Source organism: Lentilitoribacter sp. Alg239-R112 (assembly GCF_900537175.1).
Lineage (GTDB): Bacteria > Pseudomonadota > Alphaproteobacteria > Rhizobiales > Rhizobiaceae > Lentilitoribacter.
Genome location: NZ_LS999833.1, coordinates 1 through 18,759, shown reverse-complemented (window position 1 = coordinate 18,759; position 18,759 = coordinate 1). Strand labels below are relative to the sequence as shown.

The 18,759-nt window shown below is 45.3% G+C and carries 24 protein-coding genes and 1 pseudogene; 17 read left to right on the top strand and 8 right to left on the bottom strand.

Features of this window, described 5'->3' with window-relative positions:
• Together G3W54_RS00125 and G3W54_RS00120 are read left to right on the top strand one after the other, a co-directional pair.
• Positions 1-168, top strand: coding sequence for a hypothetical protein (locus G3W54_RS00125; RefSeq protein WP_162651134.1), 168 nt, complete (start codon positions 1-3; stop codon positions 166-168).
• Positions 169-373: 205 nt separating this feature from the next.
• On the top strand, positions 374-802 hold the full coding sequence (locus G3W54_RS00120) for a helix-turn-helix transcriptional regulator (protein WP_162651133.1): 429 nt from the start codon (positions 374-376) through the stop codon (positions 800-802).
• Between the two features lie 11 nt (positions 803-813).
• On the opposite strand, the gene G3W54_RS00115 is transcribed toward G3W54_RS00120, so the two are convergent.
• On the bottom strand, positions 814-1,470 hold the full coding sequence (locus G3W54_RS00115; RefSeq protein ID WP_162651132.1) for an SH3 domain-containing protein: 657 nt from the start codon (positions 1,468-1,470) through the stop codon (positions 814-816).
• Positions 1,471-1,730: 260 nt separating this feature from the next.
• On the opposite strand from G3W54_RS00115, the gene G3W54_RS00110 reads away from it, so the two are divergent.
• On the top strand, positions 1,731-2,237 hold the full coding sequence (locus tag G3W54_RS00110) for an antirestriction protein ArdA (RefSeq protein WP_162651131.1): 507 nt from the start codon (positions 1,731-1,733) through the stop codon (positions 2,235-2,237).
• Complete coding sequence (locus G3W54_RS00105; protein WP_162651130.1) at positions 2,218-2,562, top strand: hypothetical protein; 345 nt, start codon at positions 2,218-2,220, stop codon at positions 2,560-2,562. The genes G3W54_RS00110 and G3W54_RS00105 overlap by 20 nt, the downstream gene beginning before the upstream one ends.
• A 125-nt stretch (positions 2,563-2,687) precedes the next feature.
• Here the strand turns inward: G3W54_RS00105 and G3W54_RS00100 are convergent, their stop codons facing one another.
• The 5 genes from G3W54_RS00100 to G3W54_RS00080 form a co-directional block, all read right to left on the bottom strand.
• The gene (locus G3W54_RS00100) at positions 2,688-3,176 is read right to left on the bottom strand and encodes a cytochrome c (protein WP_197742761.1); all 489 of its coding nucleotides are present in this window, start codon (positions 3,174-3,176) and stop codon (positions 2,688-2,690) included.
• Between the two features lie 8 nt (positions 3,177-3,184).
• A complete protein-coding gene (locus tag G3W54_RS00095; protein ID WP_162651129.1) occupies positions 3,185-4,060 on the bottom strand; it encodes a CopD family protein in 876 nt (291 codons plus the stop codon).
• Positions 4,061-4,065: 5 nt separating this feature from the next.
• On the bottom strand, positions 4,066-4,422 hold the full coding sequence (locus tag G3W54_RS00090; RefSeq protein ID WP_162651128.1) for a copper resistance protein CopC: 357 nt from the start codon (positions 4,420-4,422) through the stop codon (positions 4,066-4,068).
• 8 nt (positions 4,423-4,430) lie between these two features.
• The gene (locus tag G3W54_RS00085; protein ID WP_162651127.1) at positions 4,431-4,886 is read right to left on the bottom strand and encodes a cytochrome c; all 456 of its coding nucleotides are present in this window, start codon (positions 4,884-4,886) and stop codon (positions 4,431-4,433) included.
• Positions 4,887-4,969: 83 nt separating this feature from the next.
• Positions 4,970-5,539 carry a Crp/Fnr family transcriptional regulator gene (locus G3W54_RS00080; RefSeq protein WP_162651126.1) on the bottom strand — a complete coding sequence of 190 codons (570 nt, stop codon included), beginning with the start codon at positions 5,537-5,539 and terminating at the stop codon, positions 4,970-4,972.
• Positions 5,540-5,611: 72 nt separating this feature from the next.
• Here G3W54_RS00080 and G3W54_RS00075 point away from each other — a divergent pair, with 72 nt between their 5' ends.
• On the top strand, positions 5,612-6,187 hold the full coding sequence (locus G3W54_RS00075; RefSeq protein ID WP_162651125.1) for a hypothetical protein: 576 nt from the start codon (positions 5,612-5,614) through the stop codon (positions 6,185-6,187).
• 15 nt (positions 6,188-6,202) lie between these two features.
• On the opposite strand, the gene G3W54_RS00070 is transcribed toward G3W54_RS00075, so the two are convergent.
• Complete coding sequence (locus G3W54_RS00070; RefSeq protein WP_162651124.1) at positions 6,203-6,595, bottom strand: helix-turn-helix domain-containing protein; 393 nt, start codon at positions 6,593-6,595, stop codon at positions 6,203-6,205.
• A gap of 44 nt (positions 6,596-6,639) precedes the next feature.
• On the opposite strand from G3W54_RS00070, the gene G3W54_RS00065 reads away from it, so the two are divergent.
• Genes G3W54_RS00065 through G3W54_RS19220 form a run of 3 tightly spaced genes read left to right on the top strand, consistent with a single transcriptional unit; the run spans position 6,640 to position 7,429 of the window.
• The gene (locus tag G3W54_RS00065) at positions 6,640-7,029 is read left to right on the top strand and encodes a hypothetical protein (protein ID WP_162651123.1); all 390 of its coding nucleotides are present in this window, start codon (positions 6,640-6,642) and stop codon (positions 7,027-7,029) included.
• Positions 7,026-7,229 (top strand): mercury resistance system transport protein MerF, encoded by a 204-nt coding sequence (gene merF / locus G3W54_RS00060; RefSeq protein ID WP_162651122.1) that lies wholly within the window; start codon positions 7,026-7,028, stop codon positions 7,227-7,229. The genes G3W54_RS00065 and merF overlap by 4 nt, the downstream gene beginning before the upstream one ends.
• Complete coding sequence (locus G3W54_RS19220) at positions 7,205-7,429, top strand: GDCCVxC domain-containing (seleno)protein (RefSeq protein WP_162651121.1); 225 nt, start codon at positions 7,205-7,207, stop codon at positions 7,427-7,429. The genes merF and G3W54_RS19220 overlap by 25 nt, the downstream gene beginning before the upstream one ends.
• Positions 7,430-7,774: 345 nt before the next feature.
• Here the strand turns inward: G3W54_RS19220 and G3W54_RS00050 are convergent.
• Positions 7,775-8,806: pseudogene (locus tag G3W54_RS00050) on the bottom strand (IS110 family transposase).
• Between the two features lie 493 nt (positions 8,807-9,299).
• Here G3W54_RS00050 and G3W54_RS00045 point away from each other — a divergent pair.
• The 9 genes from G3W54_RS00045 to G3W54_RS00005 form a co-directional block, all read left to right on the top strand.
• Positions 9,300-10,379: a sugar ABC transporter substrate-binding protein gene (locus G3W54_RS00045; protein WP_197742760.1), complete on the top strand. Its 1,080-nt coding sequence runs from the start codon at positions 9,300-9,302 to the stop codon at positions 10,377-10,379.
• Between the two features lie 82 nt (positions 10,380-10,461).
• Positions 10,462-11,949 carry a family 43 glycosylhydrolase gene (locus G3W54_RS00040; protein WP_162651120.1) on the top strand — a complete coding sequence of 496 codons (1,488 nt, stop codon included), beginning with the start codon at positions 10,462-10,464 and terminating at the stop codon, positions 11,947-11,949.
• 10 nt (positions 11,950-11,959) lie between these two features.
• Positions 11,960-13,033 carry a class II fructose-bisphosphate aldolase gene (gene fba / locus G3W54_RS00035; protein ID WP_162651119.1) on the top strand — a complete coding sequence of 358 codons (1,074 nt, stop codon included), beginning with the start codon at positions 11,960-11,962 and terminating at the stop codon, positions 13,031-13,033.
• Positions 13,030-13,878, top strand: a complete 849-nt coding sequence (locus G3W54_RS00030; RefSeq protein WP_162651118.1) for a PfkB family carbohydrate kinase — start codon at positions 13,030-13,032, stop codon at positions 13,876-13,878. Before fba ends, G3W54_RS00030 begins: the two co-directional genes overlap by 4 nt.
• Positions 13,871-14,515, top strand: a complete 645-nt coding sequence (locus tag G3W54_RS00025; RefSeq protein WP_162651117.1) for an AAA family ATPase — start codon at positions 13,871-13,873, stop codon at positions 14,513-14,515. The genes G3W54_RS00030 and G3W54_RS00025 overlap by 8 nt, the downstream gene beginning before the upstream one ends.
• Positions 14,516-14,593: 78 nt before the next feature.
• Positions 14,594-15,814: an ROK family transcriptional regulator gene (locus G3W54_RS00020; RefSeq protein WP_162651116.1), complete on the top strand. Its 1,221-nt coding sequence runs from the start codon at positions 14,594-14,596 to the stop codon at positions 15,812-15,814.
• 23 nt (positions 15,815-15,837) lie between these two features.
• Positions 15,838-16,596, top strand: a complete 759-nt coding sequence (locus G3W54_RS00015) for an ATP-binding cassette domain-containing protein (protein ID WP_197742759.1) — start codon at positions 15,838-15,840, stop codon at positions 16,594-16,596.
• An 11-nt stretch (positions 16,597-16,607) separates the two neighbouring features.
• On the top strand, positions 16,608-17,609 hold the full coding sequence (locus tag G3W54_RS00010; RefSeq protein WP_197742758.1) for an ABC transporter permease: 1,002 nt from the start codon (positions 16,608-16,610) through the stop codon (positions 17,607-17,609).
• An 814-nt stretch (positions 17,610-18,423) separates the two neighbouring features.
• A partial coding sequence (locus G3W54_RS00005; protein WP_162651115.1) for a hypothetical protein occupies positions 18,424-18,759 on the top strand: 336 nt, incomplete at its 3' end.

Genomic DNA, 18,759 nt, shown 5'->3' with positions numbered 1-18,759 from the left:
ATGAGCAAAGAACATAATAAAGATAGTTTGAAACAAAAAGTAGAGATTAATCTCAGAGAGGCCCTACTTGCCGCAGGTCTACTAGAGGCAGATATGTTAGTATATCTAATCGAAATGGCGTTGTTAGAAGCCGATGCTCCAAAGGAGGCAAAGTTATCAGTTGTTTGATAAAATATACCATTCAAGTTTAAACCGCTTCTTAATAAGGCGGTTTTGCTTTTCTTAACATATAACGTGATAATAGTTATTGTTACAACTAAAAGTATTGCGACCCATATTTGATCGTGTAATATCCATGCATAGATTAGTATAGTTTTTATGTGCGAGATAACCTTTGACTTCTTCAGATCCGTCAAATTCACAGGAATACCGATTGAGACGGCGTATCCAAGCGCAACGCCAGAAACTCGATGTGAATGTTGTTGAATTGAGTAAAACCTGCGGTGTGCCAGTTGGCCATATTGTTGATTTCGAGAACGGATTACGTGATTTAGGTGTCGATAAGATTCAGAAGCTTTCTGCTGCTTTAGGAATGCCTATTGCTATTACTATGAAAGATGTAATCTCCCAAAACACCGATAAGGCGGGTGATACGACATACGATGAGTTGCGACTACAAGGCCTTGAACTCAATCGTGCATTTGTTGATGTTAAAGACGTAACGCTACGGCGAGATATTGTCTTATTGGTACATGCTATTTCTAAACAAGAAAAACATATGTCAGAGGACGAAATCAAACATGCTCGCCTCAAGCTAGAACAATTAGTAGCTGCGCTACGTCAAAGCACAAAAAACGGCTAGCGTTATGTGATCTAAAGCCGTGAACGGTAATCAGAAATCATGCCAGGTGTGATATCGCTTGCATAACAAAGGGGTGAAGCGCCGCCTGGTCTGGAATAGGCACTGTTGCCGCCGCATCGGCGTCCGTTACGCATTCTATTGTAAGGACATGGACATGCTCCACGATAGAGGCCAATAGAGCGGGTTACAAGTTGTTTTGCGATCTGGTTATCGCTGATTTTTGGTTTGGTTATTACCTTGGGTTTTGGTTGAGACTTATTTGGGGTGAGATATCCGCCATGAACCCAGCCTTCAAAGCGCTGTCCCTTCACGAATACCCAATCTCCATCTCTTTGATATGTTGCGACGCGTTGGTCGCGTTTGAGTGTCCAGATCTGTTTGTTACTGGTACTAGGGCCGTTACGCACGTTAAGGCGGTTGGCATCCACGTACATGGGCGTTTCTTTGATATTTGGGGCGTTGGTCGTGATTTGAGGTGTTGTTGTTTCGGGGAGCTTTGCTACCTTCGTTTCGTCTTGAGCTTTTGGTTTTTGGGTTTGTATGTTGGTGGTTGGGCTGGTTGATACCTTTGTTAAGTCACGTGGTGTGGTGGCTTGGTTATCGTCATCACCGATTAACCAACCAATTGAGATAAATCCTATGAGCGCCCACATAGCCTTATTTTTCACGATACTTCCCATACGCGTATTGCGGTAAATACAAGTCAGCATAGCCTCATGATTGAGTCAATGTCTGAAAATTAGTATTGGGGAAGCCGAGGGCGCTGCCCTTACTCTCCCCACAAACAAAATAGACAAGGCCGTGGCTCCGCGCTGCGCTTGTGCGCCCGCACCAACCTTATCGATTTTGTTTGTCCCCTCCCAATCCCGTTTTCGCCAAAGGGCAAGGTTGCATATGCGCAACCCATAACAAAACGAAAGATGGAGATATGACGACTTACTTTGCTCAATCGTACGATTTACATGCAAATGGTTTTTACTTTGATGATGGTGACGAGTTTCGGGAGAAATTCGATAAAGCCAGAAATGAATTTGGTGATCCCGTCGAGGAATTTGAAATTCAATTTATTGATGGAGAAAGCATTGATGCGCGTTTGTTTGATGTTTTGTCCGTAGGGCAGGGTAGTATTGCAGCCTTTATTGATGCTCTCGAGCAATGGCGTGAAGAAGATAAGGTCAAGCTGATTTGTGCCATTGGTGAGTGTGGGTATGACTTTGAGGTTGGTAAAGACAATTTGGACCGTTTGGACGTCGATATTTATCCCAATATGAACATGTGCGACCTCGCGGAGCAATTTGTTGATGAAGGTCTTTTTGGAGAAATTCCAGAAAGCATTCAATGCTATTTGGATTTTGACGCAATAGCTCGAGATCTGGCGATGGATTATTCTGAAATTGAAATCGGTGGAGAGCGTTATGTTTACCGTTGCGCGTGAGCTTACCCGTGCGGATAAGTTGGAAGTTTTCCGTATGGCGACATCTGGTTTTAAAAGGTGTTACTTCGCTCAGTTTGAAGCAGGCATGACAGATGAGGAGCTGGAAGCCGCTTTGAAGCAATCATTGGGCATTTTTGCTGGTTCTTGTGGTCCTGATTGTCTTTCTGTGACCCATCAAGGGGCAGGGCTTAAGATTTGGGGCAGTTGGGAGATCATTAATCCGTATGAATCGAAGCCTGTTTTTGCGGCGCAGAAAACGATTGAAATGGCGAGAGAGGTTTATGGGATTAGTGATTGTAGTGATATGCAATTGGGTTTGTTTTAAATTTAAAGTAATTCACTTTGAATGTTAATTATTGAATTGCGGTTGAAATGTCTGCTTTCCGTTTAACTGCCGAAGTTAAATCGGAAGGTTTCGACTTCAAATTCGTGCCAATTTGCGGACAATTTCTAGTTAGTGCCAGCTTGTGCAGCATTCATTTGATCGTGACGTTCAATAATTTCTTTTGGCCACGTGCTTTTGATAAATGATAAAACAGCGACGATTTCTTCATCGGTCAAAATGTCTTCGTAAATAGGCATGTTTGATCCATAGTTTTTAAGCCCTGCTGCCTTGGCCAATCCGTATTTTGTGAGATTAAACAAAAGCGCATCTGTGTGATGCCAAGTGTGGCCCGTTTGATCATGTGGCGGAGCTGGTAATTTTCCGTCTGGCCCCGGAGATCGCCAGTTTGGTGTTTGCCCTTCCAAATTAGCACCATGACAAGAGGCACAATTGTCAGCGTAGATTTCTTTTCCAATTTTCACGAGTTGTTTGTCGTCGGGGTTGAATATCTGACCTGCGCTTTCGTTTGCTTCAATACTTGAAACAGTAAACACAGAAAGCAGGGACGCCATAATAATGAATGTGGATGGAGCATACTTAGAATATCGCAGCATATTAAACCCTAATGTTCGGGAAGATTGACGGCTGAAGTCAGGATTGCAGTGATTACAAAAATCGCTAGGAACACAACAAACTCAACTTTGATTGATGTTTGTAATTGACGGGCGGCCAACACATCGCCTTCAAGTAATCTAGGCACAAGTTTTAACTTGTTCATCGCTGCAAGAAGTAACAATCCAGCAACTACAACAATTTTTAGAAGCAGTAATAAACCATATTCAGTACCAAATAAATTTACCGGGCTTCCCGTCAATCGAACTGCAAAGGCGACGCCAACGACAATAAGAATGGGGACAATGATCGACGCCTGTTTTCCGAATTTGTGGGCGGTTTGTCCTGCATGCTTTAGATCACCATTTGAACTCGCCATCTTATGTAGTGGGTACAGACCGCCCAACCAATAACTGACCGCCAGCAAATGAATTGTGATCAGCACGCCTAATATAATCTGATCGGACGTGGCATGGCCAACGAATGCAAACGAAACCGCCAACGAAAAACCACTCACAATCGTCAGGGGCGTTTGGGTAATTGGTGCAAATATTGCGATGAATAGTAACACTAAGCCAACAAATCGAATAAGCGATGACAAACCAAGTGGACCATCGACAACCAGCTCAATCATCTCCAGATCATACATCCCAACCAGCCCATCATCATAGAGCTGACCAGCTTGCAGAGAGATACGGATAAAGGTGGCAATGACGGACAACAACGCGGCCAAGACCGTAAGTTTCAATAACTGACGCTTAATCTCGTCCGATGCAGGATTAAGCGTCCATAAAAATAACAATGACCCGACAGCTAGAAAACTGGTCAGGTAGATCACAAATTTGGCGATGACTGTTAAAACAAGCCATATATCCCAGTCCAGCATTCGGTTTATTCGCTCTTCACTGAGAAACTAAACTCGCCTTTTAACGCATGACCGTCTTCAGCCAATGCTCTCCATTCAACTTGATAGGTTCCAGCACCAAATAATTTGGGAGAGAACTCTATTATCTTCACGAATTCCTTGGTTGGAATATCTAACCTGATATCATGATCTTCTGAGCCTTCGGTGTGGGAAACGCTGACTTTGGTGATCCTCGCTGGCTTAGCAAAATTCATTGTTATGACTTCTGGTACTTCCGTCAAAACGTCACCATCAGCAGGTGAGAATGTATCCACCTTCGAGTGTGCGAAAGCACTGTTTATAAATGCGCCCATTAAAATCAATGTTGCGATGATGTTTTTCATGATGATCCTCAATTAATTCCGTTTGCTCTTTGTAACGCCCGAATATAAGCCGTTATGTCGGTTACATCATTTTCTGTGACATCTGAAACGGGTGGCATATCACCAAAGGGCCAATGATGGGCACGAACGCCATTCTTTGCTGCTAGTTGGAAAGCCATATCAGCGTGATGATTTGGTTCATATATTTTGTGAACCAATGGCGGTCCAGCACCCTCATTTCCCGCGCCGTTTTCACCGTGGCATACCGCACAATTTTCGTTAAAGAGCCGCTCGCCTTTGCGTTCAATTGCGCTTAAATTAGGAATAACAATGCCAGTTGCTATGGGCGTATTCTGATGCATGGGACCGCCCGACATATGATCACCAGACCACATATGGCCATTCATGCGTCCTCCAAAGACAAGCCATGCAAGAAGCAGGATTGCAATAATGCATATTGCTATAATCATCATTTTTCTGCTCATAGGCACAAGTTTCCCATTTCTATGGCCCAATCGTAACCCCTCCACTAGCTGGAAGGTCAAGCCCTTGCAGGAACTAACTAACGTCAAAATGCTATTTGATATTTTCCACGGGCGAGTTTCGCAACTCGTTTCGATCTGACCAATTGGCTCAAAGCTCTGTATGTCGCTTCGTGAGTTAGTCCAATTTGGCTGGCAAATGACGTAATGCTATCCTTCATCCAACCTTCCACAAGTCCAGCGTATACTCGATCTTTTGCTGAGCGGATGGATCGCAACTCCAGCAGTCTTCGATAATCTTGAACTTGTTTGGCGAGGAAACTTGTGACTTGCAGTGCAAAGTCAGAATCCGCCTTTATCAATTCCAAAACCTTGAAACGATCTATATGTATTAAATCAGCATTCTGAACTGTAACGGCGTCGCAATGATAGTTGTCCGAAAACAGTGAGGCTTCTGCGAAATATTGATTTGAAAATGCTCTATGAATTGTAATTAGGTCACCATTTTGCGTGTATCTGCGCAAGTGAACTTCGCCCCTTATTACAAAGAAGACAGCGTCCGTTTTTTCTCCCATTCTAAAAATACATTCATCTGCTTGGTAGCCAATGTGCTTAGTTGCAGATAGTGGTAAGCGGGAAAATGGGTCAGGAAGCATATCCAGATTATATGATTGAAATCATATTTGATCAAGCTGATTTGATTTAGGGTTGTTTCAAAGGAGAACCAAATGCGCCTCACACCCAAAGCAATATCATTATTACTTCTAGCGGTAACTGTAAGTGCAATTTCAGGGTTTGCACTTGCCACATCAATGAACAATCGCGATACGCACCAAGGCCATGGAAGTGACACTGCCTCACTCCCAACAGAGACGGGACAATCCGCATTTGCAGCTATTGCCGAGATTGTATCAATCTTAGATGAAAATCCTGAGACCAACTGGTCAAAGGTCAATATTGCGGCCCTTAGGGAACATTTGGTTGATATGAATGCGTTGACTCTTGATGCAAATGTGGAAGTAATTGAAACAGAGGATAGCATCGAATTCATTGTTACGGGTCATGGCAATATCCTTAGAGCCGCCCAAAACATGGTGCCTGCGCACGCAAGAGAGCTGAGCAAGATGAAAGAATGGAATGCAGTGGGTGAAGTGACCAGCAATGGCGCGCGCCTAATGATAGAAACTCCTGATCAAGAAACATTTGCGAAGACCAAAGCCTTGGGCTTCTTCGGACTGATGGCGACAGGTGCACATCACCAACCTCACCATCTTGGAATGGCAACCGGACAAATGATTCATTGAAACCAACTATAGAACTTACTCAGCAAACAGGTTTTTCAGCATGGGGCATTCGGTTTGACCAGATTCGCAAGAGGTTATCAGTTCTTCCAATGCTGATTTCATGCTGTTCAAATCATCTATCTTGGAAGACACAGAAACAAGATTGGCCTCGCTTAATTTGCGAACTTCCCCACAAGTTCCCGCGTCTTGATCGGATAAGCTCAATAAAGTTCTGATATCTGCAATTGCAAACCCTAGCTCACGGCAACGTTTAACGAACCGTAGTCTTGAAATAGCCTCATCATCGTATGCTCGGCGGCCATTGCTGGTACGTTCTGCTTTTGGAACAACACCCTCACGCTCGTAATATCTAATTGTTTCGATGTTTACGCCGCTTAGCTTTGCGGCTGTTCCTATGGCATGTGTCATTTTATGCTTGCTCCTGTAGTAGCTACAGGATGTATATAGATCAAATGGAACAAACGCAAAATCAATTAGAGGCTGAGAACATCAGCACAAAAACGAGTGGACTTGTTTTGGCAGGAGCGTCTGTATTGGCGGTTCTGACTGCTTCATGCTGCATCTTGCCACTTGGTTTAGCGATTATCGGCTTAGGTGGTTCGTGGTTATCCATACTTGGTCCATTTGTTGAGTATCGAAGCTATCTGCTGGTAGTCGTTGGCCTCGTTGTGCTGTGGTCATGGATCAGCTTGTGGCGTTCTCCATGTGGTTTGCTGGGAAACAGAAACGCATTTCTTATCAGACTGTTTGTAACCTTTGTCTTTATCGCTGCGTTCACCGCGCCATATTGGGAAGACGGAATAGCCAGATCAATGTGGGAATATTTGAGGGACAATCGATGAGTGACAAACTTCTAACAACTGGCATCATAGGCACAATCATCGCCGCACTATGTTGCTTTACACCTTTATTAGTCTGGGCTTTGACTGCGATAGGATTATCGGCAGTGATATCTTACCTAGACATCTTTCTACTGCCAGCATTGGGCTTTTTTATCATTCTCACGGGGGTTGCTTTATGCCGACGCAAGAAAACAAAATAGAACTTAAATCGACGATCACCTGTCCAGAATGCGGCCATGTCGAAACCGAAACAATGCCGACAGATGCCTGCCAATGGTTTTATGATTGCAAGGGTTGCAATGCGCTTTTAAAGCCCAAGGAAGGCGATTGCTGCGTCTATTGCTCTTACGCAGATGTTCCTTGTCCGCCTATTCAAGAAGGTGGTTCGTGTTGTAGCTGATGTCTGTTATGGGCCAAAAGTTGCCCAAGTGGTCCATATTTAAGGTAGCTGCTTATCACCTAAGTTCGGAAATGATCTGATTAATTAGAAACGCCCAACTCGTGCCATGTGTGGACGGCTCAGTGTTGTCAAGGTTTAATTGTTAATGCATTGCTTTTCAGAGCTGCCATGTGTTCGGCCTGTTAATGCGGCTTTTACATGTCCGCTGGCCATAATGCTCTCCGCAGATTGAGTCCCTGTCAAAAGCACGAGTTCGTTAGACTCACTGGCACGAATGGGTTGTCTCGATCTTTGGGCTGATTAGCTGGGTGCATTATTCAATCGTTGCCTTTCCAACCTGTGTTCTCAGGTCGTAGTAACCTGAGGTATTTTGTAATCTTGATTATGTGCCATCATGGCCCATGCTGTTCTTGCAATTTTATTGGCCAATGCGACTGCAGCAATCTTTGTTGACCTACGCTCCATCAACTTCACCAACCACGGATGACGCGTGTAGCCTAACTGCTTAGCTCGCTTGATAACCGATAATGCTCCTACGACAAGTAACTTTCTCAGGTATCGGTTTCCAGCTTTGGAAATTGATCCCAACCGTTCCTTACCACCAGTAGAATTTTGTTTAGGCACCAGCCCTATCCATGCACTTAAATCACGACCAGATCTATAGATATGAGGATCAGGAACACTCGCGACTAAAGCTGTTGCTATGATTGGGCCAACGCCCGGAATGCCTTCAAGTCGTTTACTCATTTTGCTGTTACGATGGCAAGTAAGTATTTTACGATCTGCATCGTTGATCTGTCTTCGAACCAAGGCAAGCTGAGCAGCTAATGCTAATACACATTCTCGTGCGACTTCCGGCAAGCGATCATCATCGCCCTTAACAATCAACTCCAATAATACTTCAACACCATTGCGACCAATGCCAGCAACAATTCCGTATTCAGCCAAATGAGCCCGGATAGCATTGATCAGGCTTGTGCGTTGCTGAACAAACATTTGCCGAGTTCGATGTATCATCAAAATAGATTGTTGCTCAGGTGCTTTAATCGGGACAAACCGCATCGTCGGTCAAGTCACTGCTTCGCAGATGGCTTCAGCATCTGCTGCATCATTTTTGTTACGCTTAACATAGGGTTTTACGTAGCGTGGCGGCATCATGCGAACTTCGTGACCCAGCTTCTCAAGCTCACGTGCCCAATGATGTGATGTAGCACATGCTTCCATACCAATAAGGCAGGGCTGTAATCTTCCGAAAAATGAAAGAATTTGTTTACGTCGTAGCTGGCGACGAATAATAACTTCGGCTGCTTCATTAATCGCGTGGACCTGAAATACATTCTTGGCAATGTCCAGGCCAATTGTGGTAATCTCTTTCATGGATAGCTCCTTTCAAGCGGTTCTCAAAAAACACCGCAATTATGGCACATCCATTTTTAGGACCAATGCCGGTGAAAGGAGCCGTCCACAGCATCAAATGCAGAAGCTACTCTGCAAAATTCTTCGGATATAGGCTTGCCAATCAGCTGTAGTTACAACGACTGTGCCCTCCAGCGTGATGAAATTTCGGGTTTGGTGATGGCGTGTGGTCACCATAGAAAGTTCCGTGCCCTCTGCGACAGGCGATCAGCATAGTGTGTACCAAGGAGTTGCAGCGTCGACCACCAATTCAAAGGAATAAATTTCCCATATATCGAAAGCACCTTGTTGGCCAAAGGATGCCGGGAAGCTCCAGTATCCTTTGCAAAAAAAATGAGTTTTATCCGAAATTTTGATTTTTTAATTGCAACATGCAATTAATTGCATTATGCATTTAAATGCCTTAAGGCACCTTTGAAATAATTCAATTTGCATAATTCTCTGGGAGGAGATCATGATGACAAAGAAATTTTTGACCGCATTACTTGCTACAGCATCCGTATTGCCGCTTGCAGGTAATGCGATAGCCGAAACCAAAGCGCGTACCAATCTGGTAATTGCTGACCTTGGTCAACCGGAAACCAATCCGTGGGTAATTAATCGCCACCGATTTGAAGGGTGCGTTGCTGATGCACTCGGTGTCGAATTGAAAGAATTTGATGATCAGAATTCAGAAGAGCAGCATGTGGCTCAAGCTGAGTCGATCATTGCCAGTCGACCAGACGGCCTGATCTTTAATCCACTCACAGCACCGGCTGGAATTCAAGTTGCTCGCCTTTTGGAAGAAAATGACGTCCCGGGTGTCGCTGTCGGACGACTTGTTGTTTCAAACTATGACAATGATTATGAAGGCAATGATTTTATCGCTCAGGTTACCCAAAATAATACCACATGGGGTGAAGCGATGGGTAAAGCTACTGCTGAACTTGGCTATAAAAAGGTCGGAATGATCTGGACCCAAAAGGGAAATATCAGCGCAACTGAAATTTGGGAAGGCGTTGCAAAAGAGCTTGACGCTGCGGGTGTTGAAGTTGTCGCGGAATCCTGGGATGTACTGAGCCGTGAAAATGGCCAGAAATATGCCGAGCAGTATATTGCGCGCTTTGCACCGGGTGAGGTTGACGCTTTTATTGTTATCGGTGCCGTTGCAGGTTTAGGTAGCAAATTTGCCATTGATCAAGCAGGGCGTGATGACATTGCTGTTATTACGACAGATATCGATGAACAGGTTGCCCAGTTTATCAAAGAAGGCGAACTGGAATTTTCGATTGGCGGACACTGGATGGTAGGTGGTTTTGGCCTAATTCAGCTTTATGACTATCTACACGGTCACCCAATTACAGACACTCAGCCGCGTGTCGGTCTTATCCCGGTGACTGCTGCCAATGTGGAAACTTATGCAAATGGTCTTCTAAATGGCTGCATTTTGTCACCCGAAACAATTCGTAGTCTGAGTAAGGTGCACAACCCAGATGCAGATCTATCCGGTTTCATTAATGACTGGCAAGCAAACTGGCAAAACTACGTAAAGTAAATTTTGCTCCCAAGTTGGTGCGCCCGATATCTTGATGGCGTCGGGCGCATTAAATAAGTCAACATATTTTGAGAGATTCACAATGAAACTATTCGGTTACGCTCCGGAACGAGGCGCCGCCGCCGGCGATACAATGCCGTTTTACCACGATGGAAAATGGCACCTATTTTTCTCCCAGCCCCCTGTTGGCGCTTGGGAGTATGTGGAACGCGCTCGCGTTTCAACCGCTTATCTTCGTTCTGATGATCTGGTCACTTGGGAGGTTATGCCCGATGCATTTGGTCCCGGCGCTCATGGTGATTGCGACGGCGACGGAATTTGGACTGGTTCTGTAATTGAACATGAAGGTGTTTTTCACTTCTTTTACACCGGTTATAATCGCCAGTCCGCTTCGCCGCAAACCATCTGTAAGGCAACTTCGACCGATATGAAGACCTGGGATAAATCCCAAGGTAATCCCCTGATCTCGCCTGACCCGCGTTGGTATGAAACGGTCGACTGGCGCGACCCTTTCGTCTACCGGGATGATGAAGCTGGCTGCTTCAAAATGTTGATTTCCGCACGCCTGAAAGAAGGCCCGCAATTCCGCCGTGGTTGCGTGGCGGTTGCTACCTCAAATGATTTGGAAAATTGGGAAGTCGGACCTCCATTGGCGTCTTCCATGTTAACCCATTGTCCCGAATGTCCTGAAATATTCAAATTGGGGGACTGGTGGTATCTGGTTGAAAGCCGCTATTCCGAACGAATGCAAACCGTATACCGTGTCGCCAAATCACCGGAAGGCCCATGGGAAAGCCGGAAGCTTGACAGTCTTGATGGTCGTCGTTTTTATGCCGCTAAATCTGCCAGTGATGGCGAGCGCCGCTTCAGTTTTGCCTGGATTCCATTTCGCAAGCATCACGGACCCAAAAGAAGCTGGGTTTGGGGTGGAGAATTGGGAAGCCCACGTGAATTAACTGCGTTATCTGACGGTACACTGATCTGCCAGCTACCGAAAGAAGTGGATGAAAGTTATAATACGCCAATAGAGCATTCGCTTCGCCCGAAATTGGGTGAATGGCAAGAAGGGCAAAATCTAAGCTGCAATGCTATTGGCACCTATGCTTACGCGTTCCTTGATGGTCCTGACCGTGATGATGTACTTCTGGATGTCATAATTGAACCAACTAAAAACACCGAATCTGTTGGCATTTTGCTTGAACCGCGTGGTGGTGATCACCTTGATAGTGGGTATAGTCTTGCCATTGAACCTATGAAACAGCGTGTAGTGTTCGATCGTTGGCCTGCGGCAATGGACCCTCTTTGGGACAGTCTGGTTCTAAACGAAAGACATGGCATTGAAGTCAGTCAGGAAATAGATAGTCCATTGGTCGAACGCCCGCTCGCCTTCACCCCGGAAGATGGACGTTATCGGGTACAAATCTTACGCAACGGTTCGGCTATTGAATGTTATGTAGCCGGACAGGTGGTAGCTTCGTTTCGGGTCTATGACATCTCGAATACCGATGCGTGGGGCATTTTTGTGCAGGAAGGCTCCGCAACATTCCATGACTTGAAATTTAGAAAGTGAAAGCAGACACATGCCATTGATAACACTTAGACAATTGCTTGACCATGCCGCCGAACACGGCTACGGCGTTCCTGCCTTCAATATATCTAATATGGAGCAAGGGTTGGCGATTATGAACGCTGCCCGCGCCTGTGATGCGCCTGTGATCCTGCAAGCAAGTCTGAACGTGCGCAACGTTTATGCAGGCGACCGTATGATCGTCGCTATCGTGCAGGCGTTAGCTGATATGTATCCTGATAATCCGATTTGCTTGCATCAGGATCATGGTCACAATGAACAGGCCTGCGTGAGTGCCATTGGCGCAGGCTTTACTTCAGCCATGATGGATGGCTCGTTGATGGGTGACGGCAAGACACCCGCTGATTACGAGCATAATTTGGATATCACTGGACGTGTGGCGCAGGTTGCTCATTGGATTGGCGCATCGATTGAGGGAGAACTTGGCGTGCTGGGCTCTCTGGAAACAGGGGAAGCTGGTGTGGAAGACGGGTCCGGTGCCGAAGGTAAGATGGATCGCGATCAGCTTTTGACCGATCCTGATCAGGCTGCCGATTTTGTTGCCGCAACAAAGGTTGACGCATTAGCGATTGCCTGTGGCACATCGCATGGCGCTTACAAGTTTACACGTGCGCCGGATGGTGACATTCTATCCATGGATCAGATTGAGGCAATCCATAAACGCCTTCCAGAAACTCATCTGGTTATGCACGGATCAAGTTCCGTGCCGCAGTACTTGCAGGACATGATCAATACACATGGCGGAGAAATGCCACAAACTTGGGGTGTTCCCATTGAAGAAATCGAACGTGGTATTCGCCACGGTGTGCGAAAAGTAAACATCGACACTGATTGTCGAATGGCTATGTCAGGCGCAATGCGTCGCTTTGCGCAAGAGAACCCGGACGTATTTGACCCTCGTGCTTTCATACTCTCAGCGATGGATGAGCTAGAAACTCTTGTTCGTGATCGGTTTGAACGCTTTGGAACAGCTGGGCATGGTAGCAAAATTAAACCTATTACTTTGGCTCAAATGGCACAACGTTATTCGGAGGGTGCGCTTGACCCGCGTATCACTAAGACATGAGCCGTGCACTTTTCATAGGCCGTTCCGTATTAGACGTGGTGTCGCTGGTCGAAGATTTCCCCGGTCCGGACGAAAAAATCAAGGCATTGTCGAATGATTTGATGTCAGGTGGATCCGCACTAAATGCCGCTGTCGTCTTTGCACACCTAGGCGGGACTGCCACGCTGGCGTCATCTTTGGGTGCACCCAGCATCATGCGCGATTTTGTGAAAGCCGATCTAGAAACACGTCGAATTCAAACTCGCGACATTTGTAATGATCCCAATTACCAAATCCCTTTTTCGTCTGTCGTCTCAACACGTAGTCTCGGAACCAGAATGATTGTAAATGGCTCTGGCAACGAATGCAGTCTATTCAACGACTGTGCTGATTTGTTTACTCATAACTTCGATCTAATTCAGCTGGACCAATATGAACGTCCTTTTGTTGAAAAGTATTATGATGATATCAAAGCCTTTGCTGGACCAGTTATATTAGATGGTGGTAGCTGGAAGGATTGCTCGCCTGATTTCCTTCGTCTTGCCGATATTCCGATTGTATCTGAAGTATTTTGCCAAGATGGTTCGCAGGCATTTTCTGATATGTGTACAGATTTGGGGCTCACGCGCTGGGCCATAACCCGTGGGACAAACGGCGTGCTCTGGCGCGATGGCGAGAATAACGGTGAGATCCCCTCAGTATCAGTGTCTACAATCGACACAATGGGCGCGGGTGATATCTTTCACGGGGCGTTTTGTTATACGTTTTGTGAGACCGGAAATTTTGTTGAGGCACTAAATGCAGCAAATCAAATTGCCGCCAAATCCTGCGAAAGCTCAGGCACCCGGAGCTGGATGGATGCATAAAACGATACCCAACTATAAGGAACTCATCGAAATAATAACAGCAGAAGTAACCAGCAGTGAAACGCCATTCCTTATCGCTATCTCAGGCCCACCAGCTTCTGGAAAATCAACTTTAGCAGCAAGGCTTGTTGCTGATTTAAACGATGCAGGAATGGAATCTTGTTTTTGTCCAATGGACGGCTTTCATTTAACAAACAAACAGCTTGATCAGCAAGGTTTACGAAAGGCAAAGGGACGTATTGATACATTTGACGGAGTTGCCTTTGCCAAAGCGGTTGAGTGTCTAACAGCTCGAGTACCCTTCTGGTGGCCGCTCTATTCTCGCCAGAGGCACAATCCCATTCCCGAAGGAACTCGAATTTTAGGAAATGAGAAAATATTTGTTATCGAGGGAAATTATGTCCTTGTTCCAGATGAACCATGGCTCTCTGCTGCGAAAACCTTTAATTTGAGAATTTTTGTAGACGCGCCTGATACTATCTTGCGTCAACGACTTTTGGGTCGTCACAAACAAAGCGGTCGTTCCGAGCAAATAGCTTTAGAAAAAATTGAACAAGTTGACATGCCAAACACCCAAGAAATCCGGGATCAACGACAAGACGTTGACATTATTTATCGGCTTGAACCAAATGTCTAATTTCAGCCAACAATTCATTGCAGTTTGCAAAAATATCCCACTATATGGGGGAAATCAGCAGATGGGGAGTGATCGGGTATGAAGGCAACACAAAAGGGATTGTCCATCGAAGGCGTGCAAGGTCACAATCGGCAAGTTATATTAAAAGCACTTCATGATCTTGGAACTTGTTCGCGCAAGGACATCAGCGTTGCCAGTGGTTTAGATCAGGCAACGATCACGCGTGCTATAGGATCGTTGCTAAAGGGCGGTATTGTTGAAGAAGTAGGTCTGGTTAAAAGCGATCGCGGTAGACGGTCAATCAATCTCGACTTTACAACGAAAGGTCGACATATTCTTTGTCTCAGACTGCAGCGACGCAGTTTTTCAATTGCTGTATTCAATCTTCGTGGTGAATCTATTGAACCCATGGAATATACCATTCAACGTGGACAATCCGCGGCTCAGACATTTACCGATATTGCAGTAGCGATTGATCAACGTATCGCCGATTTGGGCCACGTTGACGGCATTGGGATTGCCGTTCCGGGACCATTTCTAGAACGCGATGAACGTGTCATTCTAATTACGGAAAGTCCTGAATGGCAGGGTTTTGAGTTTATTGCTGAGTTACGATCACGTAACCCCGATATACCGATTTTTTCAACCCATGATGCCAAGGCCGCCGGGCTCACTGAATGGCGAAACGTTGCACACAAAACTGATGCTCGCGTGCTGCTTTATGTGTCCGCAGGACAAGGTATCGGCTCCGCTCTAATCGTAGGCGGCGAGGTTTATCGTGGTGCACTCGGAATAGCTGGTGAATTGGGGCATATGTCAATTAATTTCGATGGTCATCAATGCAAATGTGGAAATACAGGGTGCTTGGAGCTTTATGCCTCTCGCATTGTATTGATGCGAGCCATTCGTGAGCGCGCTGCTAAATCGAACGATACAAGCCTAACAGGCGAAGCTACTTTTGCACAAGTCGTCGATGCCTACGCTGCTGGCGATAAATTAGTCACTGAAGAAGTGAGTAAGGTCGCCCGTTATCTGGCGCAAGGTATTTCAAATTGCATCAATTTTTCCAATCCTGATCTGATCGTCATTGGCGATGAATACGCCGAGTTTGGAGAACCCTTTTTGAACACGATCAAAGAGTGGGTTGAAAAAGCAATTCTCCCAAGCGTGTACAGTTCGATAAAAATTGAACTGAGTAATTCTGCGGAAGATACTGTGCTAAAAGGGGCATTTTTGGAGGTATTTTCACAAATATATCTGGGTTCCCGTCGAGAACCCCTAAAACATAAAACCATCTGAACATGCCAATTGGGAGGAATAAAATGATGGAAGAAAATTCACCACCAACTGTTTTGACTGTTGAGAATGTGAAAAAATCCTTCGGTGGCGTGCATGCCATGCGTGATGGTTCGTTTGACCTAAAACGAGGTGAAGTTGTCGCGATTGTGGGCGGAAACGGAGCCGGAAAATCAACGCTGGCTAAAATCGTTTCCGGCGCACATGTGCCAGATTCAGGACGAATTTGCATCAAAGGAGTTGAAGTGGCACGGGGGGAACACAGTGTTGCGCATATGCAAACTTGCGGGATTGAAGTCGTTTATCAAGATCTAGCGCTTGTTCCCAATATGACCGCTCCTTATAATCTCTTCCTTGGCCGGATTCCCCAAAAATGGGGGGTATTTGTTGATGAAAAGAAAATGCGCGAAAAAACACGTGAGGTGCTGAAACAACTCAATGTGACCACCGTGCAAGATTTGTCTCAGCCAATTTCATCCATGTCTGGCGGACAGCAGCAAAGCATCGCAATCGGTCGAGCAATTGCATGGGGTAGCGAAATTGTTATTCTGGATGAACCAACTGCCGCACTCGGTCCGAACGAAACGGCTGAGGTGGAACGCCTGGTCGAAGATGTTCGTGACCAACATGGAACCTCGTTCATTCTCATTAGCCATAATCTAGATCAGGTCCGACGCCTAGCTGATCGCATTGTCGTCACGCATCACGGTGTAACATCTCGCGAATTCAAACGTGACGAAATTACTTCTGATCGGCTTGTCAAAGCCATCACACTAGGCGAATAGGGAAAAAATCCATGACAAATATAGTGACTTCCAAACCATTTATGGCAGACGTAATCTTAGAAAAGCTGCGTGATTATGTGCCGTTTATCGCAATTATTGCAGTTATTCTATTGTTTTGGGCTATTTCAGGCGACCGTTTTATGTCTACTCGCAACTGGGTTTTCATTGCGCAACAGACCCCTGTGCTTATGCTTTTAGCCTTTGCGCAATTGATGATTGTTACAACAGGTTCAATCGATATCTCGATTGGGTCAAGTTTAGCATTCTCGGCTTTCCTTGGTGCCTTGGGCATGGTGTGGTTTGGCGATGTTGGCTTGGTTCTCGGCATTCTCGCTGGTGGCTTCGTTGGCATGACAAATGGATTGATCATTTCATTGTTAAAAATCCCTTCGTTTGTCACCACCTTGGCTATGCTGATCATTGTTCGTGCACTCGTGATTATAAGCTCTGATGGTACGGCAATTTACATCACAACAGACAGTGGCGCCTCTGGGGGCAATATATCGTCCGTTACAGCGCCCTGGCTGCTTTCGATGGGTAAGTTCCCAGCTATCTTTATTCTCGCAGCCATTGTCGCGCTTTTTATGTGGGCGTTTTACGAGAAGACAGTGTTTGGTCAACAATTGCGGGCTGTAGGTGGCAATGAGAAGGTTTTGCGTCTTGTGGGTATCAACGTAACGACGTTCAAAATAAAGGTCTTTGCGGCAGCGGGTTTGATGGTTGGACTAGCTGCTTGCGTCAACCTTGCACGAGCAGGCGCTGCCACACCACAGGCAGGAATGATGATGGAGCTTGATGCCATTGCAGCCGTGGCCCTTGGGGGAACACCGCTTACTGGTGGCTATGGCAGCGTGGTCAAAACCATCATTGGTGCATTAACCCTCACGATTGTCCGCAACGGTTTAACCATTGCAGGCGTACCACCATCATGGAGCCAAGTTGCGCTTGGTTTACTGCTCATAGCAGCAATTGCAATATCCCTAAATCGCAGCAAAATTGACGTAGTCAAATAACCCGTTTGGATTTTAAATGAAGTCAGAGACCTCCACATTGACCTTAACGGGTCGTGTGGAGTTTTAAAAACGGCAGCCGTGTGAGCAAGCAATTTCCCGAAGCTTTTTGTGCTGCATTTTGCAAGGTGTTAAACATCCTATCTTAGACTAGATGAGTAAAACATTCAAAGTCCCAATGAATTACAAGTTTATAAGTTACATTCCACCGTTGCTATGTTGTATGTATTAATCAACGTCCGCACTGGGCCAAACTTTGAAGTTTGCAATATTGATTTTGGTATCTGCTTTTGGAGTGGATGCAGAAAGTAATTTGATCTAGCGCGAAGTAGAAGTATTTGACTAATGGGAGGAAAGTTTTGAATAAATTTATGAAATATGCCCTAAATATAGCACTTTATATTTACCCATAAAGTTACCCAAAATATGATAACCGTATGATTTATTGTTTGAAAACAATAGCATAAAATGTAGATATTCGGTCTCCAAAACCGTAGGTCGAGGGTTCGAACCCTTCTGCCCCTGCCATTTTCATGCACACAACATGTATGTCATCTGCCTTGGTATTCAATAAATATTTTGTGCAAATGAGTGAATGTCTGTCATCACCACAGAAGTAGAATTTACATTGGGTTTTATAATGCAATAATCTTGTAATATTTAACCATCGATACCCCTAAAACTTGCCGATTATATTTAGTATATGTTGCTGTTTTTGGGAGTTGTATATGTCAACCCCCTAAAATTTGTAATTGTATCAAAAATCGACTTAACCATCATGTCTTTCAATTAGAATAATTTAATTGGAGTACGTCGAATGGCCACTTTAGCAAATGATGATGTTGTATCTAATGAAGGTCGCGATATCTTTATTGTCAATGCTGGTTTTGAGGATGAGGCGTTGTTAAACGATGCTGCATGGACCTATGGTGCTCCAGGGTGGGTTCTCTCAGACGTTGGAGGTGACTATAATCCATCACCTGCACAGAACACAGATGAGGCCTATGAAGGTTCCAATGCTGGTTGGCTTACTTCAGGTGCTGCCAGCAACACGCTTTCGGAAACCTATTCAAGTAACCAAAACTATGTTCTTTCGGTTGCTGTTGCAGGTCGATTAGATCTTGCTGATCCGCAAGTTGGATATATTATCAGG